Raw genomic sequence first — 4,243 nt, 5'->3', positions numbered from 1 at the left:
ATATTTACCAAAAAACTGGTTAAAGAGTGACGGGTGCAGAACGGGGGACGACTGTGTTTTCTAAATGACCGATTCCCTCAATTTCCACACGGATGCGATCGCCGATTTGCATTGGACCAATCCCTCGGGGCGTACCCGTAAGGATTACGTCCCCAGGAAGCAGGGTCATAATCTGAGAAATATAGGAGACTAAGAAGTCCGGGGCAAATACCATTTCAGCAATGGATGTCGATTGTACAGGTTCCGGCGCATCGTTTAAAAACGTCTGCAACTTCGCCCCAGCACTCAACTCCCGCACAATCCAAGGTCCTAGGGGACAAAAGGTATTAAAACCCTTTGCCCTTGTCCATTGACCGTCTTGTTTTTGTAAGTCACGGGCGGTGACATCATTGGCGATGGTGTATCCCCAAATTTTTCCTTGGGCTTGTTCGGGCGTACAGTCTACACAGAGTTCACCAATAACCAGCGCCAACTCTCCCTCATAGTCCACCCGTTTTGACTGAGGTGGAAACTGGATGTCTCGATCCGCCGCCGTTATGGTTGTCGGTGGTTTGAGAAACAACAAGGGTTCCTGAGGAACAGGGGTTCCCATTTCAACGGCGTGATCCATATAGTTTTTGCCAACGGCGACAATCTTGGATGGCGCACAGGGAGCCAACAATGTATAACTATCCGGCGCTAACTCCAGATCAGTCGGTTGACCCTGTAGCCAAGGCGGTGCATCCAAAACTTGGATACTGCGGTTGAGTTGCAGCAAGCCATAGTAGGTTTGCCCTTGAGCCGTTTTAATGCGGACGTAACGCTGCGCCATGATATGAGAGATTCCTTGGTAATTGAATGAGAGCATTCTACTGATATGGGATTTTGATTGACCCTGGCAGCTAGCTAGAATTAATACCAAAAAATAGTAAAATTGCAATAGTGTAGTCTGGGCGAATTGTCTGCCTCAAACCTAGAAGTAGGAAAAAACCCAGATCAGGCATAGAATAGAGCGGTTAAGTCAGCTCGAATCCTTGCTTCTGTGAGCGGGATAGCTTCTTGGTGCAAACGCTGTGGCTATCCCGAATCAGCAAAAGAAGCCCCATTGTCCATAAGGAGAAGACCATTTGTGAGCGATAGTTACGAAATGATGTACATCCTGCGTCCTGATATGTCAGAGGAGCAGGTTAACCAAGCTGTGACCAAGTATAAAGATCTCCTGCAAGAGCAAGGCGGTGAGGAGATTGAAATCCAACATCGTGGTAAGCGTCGTTTAGCTTATCCCATCGAAAGACACCGCGAAGGCGTTTACATCCAAATGAACTATAAAGCGCCCCCGACTCATGTGGCTCAGATTCAGCGAGCGATGCGCTATGGAGAGGAGGTTATTCGTTATCTGACATTGAAACAGGAACTTCCCCCCGAACCCCAACCCGAACCGGTTGAGGTAGAAGCTTCGGGAGCTGCGTAAAAATAAAGTCCCAGTCAGGGAAGCTGAATTCATGAACTCAGCCAAGCTTCCTTGGTAAATTATTAAGATTAAGTCGCAAGTCCCTTAGCTGTTCTAAGAGAGCGACCCAATTATCCCCTCCAGAGGTATCCTGTGGAGGGGTATATGATAAAAAAATGCTTTGCAAAACTTCATTTAGAAAACAACGGCTGTTCGATTAAACTGGAGATTACGTGAGTCATTCTAGCAGTCAAACTGAATCTTCAGAAGTGCCGCTGATTGTACATGAAGTGTTGCGATCGCCTAAGGCTTTAGTTCACAGATGACAGCTAGTCAAGTAGAGTGTATAGTGCGATCGCACTTTGGGCTGAGGAGAGAAGCACGATCGCCGGAAAACTCATCGGTGAGGGCGATCTCAAACTATAAAGCAATGCCAGAGATTATTTGGACATCCTATCTTCGCTATCGAGCGACCCAAAGAGGTTTTGACCTTGACCGCATTGAAAATATCCTGCGGTTTTCCAGCGAGCGATATTATGATGTAGAGACAGGCAGAGCAATCATAGTTGGAAAGCACGATCGACAGCTAGTCCTGATTCCCTATGAACAAAGTGACAATGCGATTACACCGATTACAATTCACGCTACAACTCGACAACAAATTCGATTTCGTCTAAAAACTGGGCGGTTTATCACCAATGTCTGACATCAAAAAGCAATTTCCCCAAATGAACTACTTCAAAGAAGAGGATATTCTTCATCTGCTAATCTCGGAAGATCCAGAATCAAACAGTATTGAAATTAGTCCAAATGTTACTGCTGAATTGAATGCCGCTGGAGAATTGATTGGCGTAGAAATTCTCAATGCCAGTACCTATATCCGAGATTCTATTTTGGAATCCGTTCAGGGTAAGCTTTTGAAATTGGTTCGCTAGTCAAGCGTAGCCAGCAATTACTTTTTTCACAAGACCGGGAACTGCACAAGTGACGATTCAAACTACTTATGACTCTGGAGTCACTTTTTCTTCCGCTTCTGGACGATGAAGACGCAATCGCTTACCCAATCCCAAACCCGAATTGAACAGAGAAGCACGATCCCCAAAAAACTAATCAACTCATGACCATTGGTGTTTCTTTCTAACAAAACTGAGGATTTAGAAAGTCTTAAACACAGAGGATTAAACCGATGAGTATGCGATCGCCCACCCAAACCAAAACCCAATTATCCTTTCTTTCCAGGTGGTAAGCAGCCCAATATAGCCTTACCAAGGCAGGGAGAGGCATTTTTACAGTTCCCTCTTGCCTGTTATCAGGTGATTACTGGGATTAACTGATGTCCTAAGGTGTCTGCGTAGTGCGATAAGTCCTGACTTGGGCAACAATAGTAGGAAGAGTCATATTAAGATTACTCTCAACTACTGATTAGGCAACGAGTTAGCAGGTTGGTAGAACTAAACAGCCTCTAAAATCGCTTGTTCATCATTCAGGTTTTATCGCGATTCTGCCCAATTCGCACTAATCGGTACTTGTTGTTACGATCAAGTCTTGCCTCTAAATCTCGTCCTCTTGTTGCCTGAAACTCCTAGACTCTCCCAGCATGACTGTAACGGATACTGTTGCCCATAAAATTTCGAGCTGGAATCGGCAAATCTATAAACGCTTGAAACTTGCTCTGAGTCTCGGACTACGGCGTCAAATTTTTGTGGCGATTTGTGATGATCTGAGTCTGCGGAATCGTCTGGCGGGCAAACTTCATGGGGAGTTGGGGACAACCTCTGCGATCGCGCCACCCAAGGGTTCAGGCTCTACTAATTTAGTCAGCCTGAACATTAATGTCAATGATCCCCATCCCTTTGCCCAAATAGCTGCCTGGTTAGCTAAAAATCGCCATTCTCTCATCGCCACATCCCCTCCCAGTTTCCAATTCCTGGGTGTTGAACGCTTAACCCGTCAATCCCCAACGGTACAGCAACTGTTTCTCCGGCGTTTACAGTCGATTGAGCGCTATTTGCCCCAGTTAGACGCCAATGTGTTACTCTGGCTACCCCGCCCTTGGTTCCATTCCATTGTCCAGTCTGTACCGGAATTTTGGCGGTGGCATACTGGGGTATTCGAGTTTGAAGGAGAACCCACACCACTCCCCCCGGTTGGCGCAACTCAACCGGAAGCCTCTCCCACGGCGGTGATGACTCAGGAGACAGAGGAGACAGAGGAGATAGAGGAGATAGAGGAGATAGAGGCTTCGTTCCAACAAACTTTGCAGACGATGCTAACCCAGGAAGTGGACGAAAATCTGGATTTGCAGTTGTTCCAGAATAGTGTGGGCAACAATGGATACTCTAGCGATGAGGTTGAACCCCTTATCGCCCCAACTAAGGGGAAGTCTAGTACTAATCCGAATGGCAAAGGAATGCTGGGGGCTGTGGACTTTGAGATGGAAGAAGCACCATTACCGCCGCAAAATCCGCCGACATCCCAACTTCCTGCTGATACATCAACGGAATCCCCAGAACTCCCCCCAACCGCGTCGCCCGCTGAGGCGTATTTACAACTGGGGAATCATTATCGTCATGCGATTGAACAAGGAGATACCTCAGCAGAAAATTTAGCGATCGCGATTCAGGCTTATGAGCAGGCGTTGCAATGGTTAGATGATACATCGCCTTACGTGGCGGATGTTCTTAATGATTTGGGGAATCTTTATTGGATGCTTTCCCGATGCCCCCAGGATACAGGGATGCGCCTATCTTATCTGGAACAGGGGATTCAAGCTTATCAATTGGCATTAACCAAATTAACGGCTCAAGACGCGCC

At 46.8% G+C, this 4,243-nt stretch carries 5 protein-coding genes; 4 read left to right on the top strand and 1 reads right to left on the bottom strand.

Annotated elements, in window-relative coordinates; genetic code table 11:
- Window positions 1–19: 19 nt before the first annotated feature.
- The gene (locus ACLFWI_RS27630; RefSeq protein WP_446415595.1) at window positions 20–811 is read right to left on the bottom strand and encodes a fumarylacetoacetate hydrolase family protein; all 792 of its coding nucleotides are present in this window, start codon (window positions 809–811) and stop codon (window positions 20–22) included.
- A gap of 318 nt (window positions 812–1,129) precedes the next feature.
- Between ACLFWI_RS27630 and rpsF the strand changes: the two genes are divergently transcribed.
- From rpsF to ACLFWI_RS27610, 4 genes are all read left to right on the top strand, one after another.
- Complete coding sequence (rpsF, locus tag ACLFWI_RS27625) at window positions 1,130–1,450, top strand: 30S ribosomal protein S6 (protein ID WP_446409790.1); 321 nt, start codon at window positions 1,130–1,132, stop codon at window positions 1,448–1,450.
- Window positions 1,451–1,751: 301 nt separating this feature from the next.
- The gene (locus ACLFWI_RS27620; protein ID WP_446409787.1) at window positions 1,752–2,135 is read left to right on the top strand and encodes a hypothetical protein; all 384 of its coding nucleotides are present in this window, start codon (window positions 1,752–1,754) and stop codon (window positions 2,133–2,135) included.
- Entirely contained in the window at window positions 2,128–2,364 is a 237-nt protein-coding gene (locus ACLFWI_RS27615; protein ID WP_446409786.1) for a DUF2283 domain-containing protein, read from the top strand. The genes ACLFWI_RS27620 and ACLFWI_RS27615 overlap by 8 nt, the downstream gene beginning before the upstream one ends.
- 662 nt (window positions 2,365–3,026) lie before the next feature.
- Window positions 3,027–4,243: tetratricopeptide repeat protein (locus ACLFWI_RS27610; RefSeq protein WP_446415594.1), on the top strand; the 1,217-nt coding region annotated here is incomplete at its 3' end.

This window comes from Coleofasciculus sp. (assembly GCF_046539235.1).
Lineage (GTDB): Bacteria > Cyanobacteriota > Cyanobacteriia > Cyanobacteriales > Coleofasciculaceae > Coleofasciculus.
Note: the sequence above shows the minus strand (reverse complement) of the source record. Positions and strands in the feature narration are given on the sequence as shown.

What these genes read in the sequence shown, in the direction of transcription:
- ACLFWI_RS27615 (WP_446409786.1), top strand. Translation starts at nt 2,128, where the DNA reads ATGTCTGACATCAAAAAGCAATTTCCCCAAATGAACTACTTCAAAGAA.
- ACLFWI_RS27620 (WP_446409787.1), top strand. Translation starts at nt 1,752, where the DNA reads ATGACAGCTAGTCAAGTAGAGTGTATAGTGCGATCGCACTTTGGGCTG.
- rpsF (WP_446409790.1), top strand. Translation starts at nt 1,130, where the DNA reads ATGTACATCCTGCGTCCTGATATGTCAGAGGAGCAGGTTAACCAAGCT.
- ACLFWI_RS27630 (WP_446415595.1), bottom strand. Translation starts at nt 811, where the DNA reads ATGGCGCAGCGTTACGTCCGCATTAAAACGGCTCAAGGGCAAACCTAC.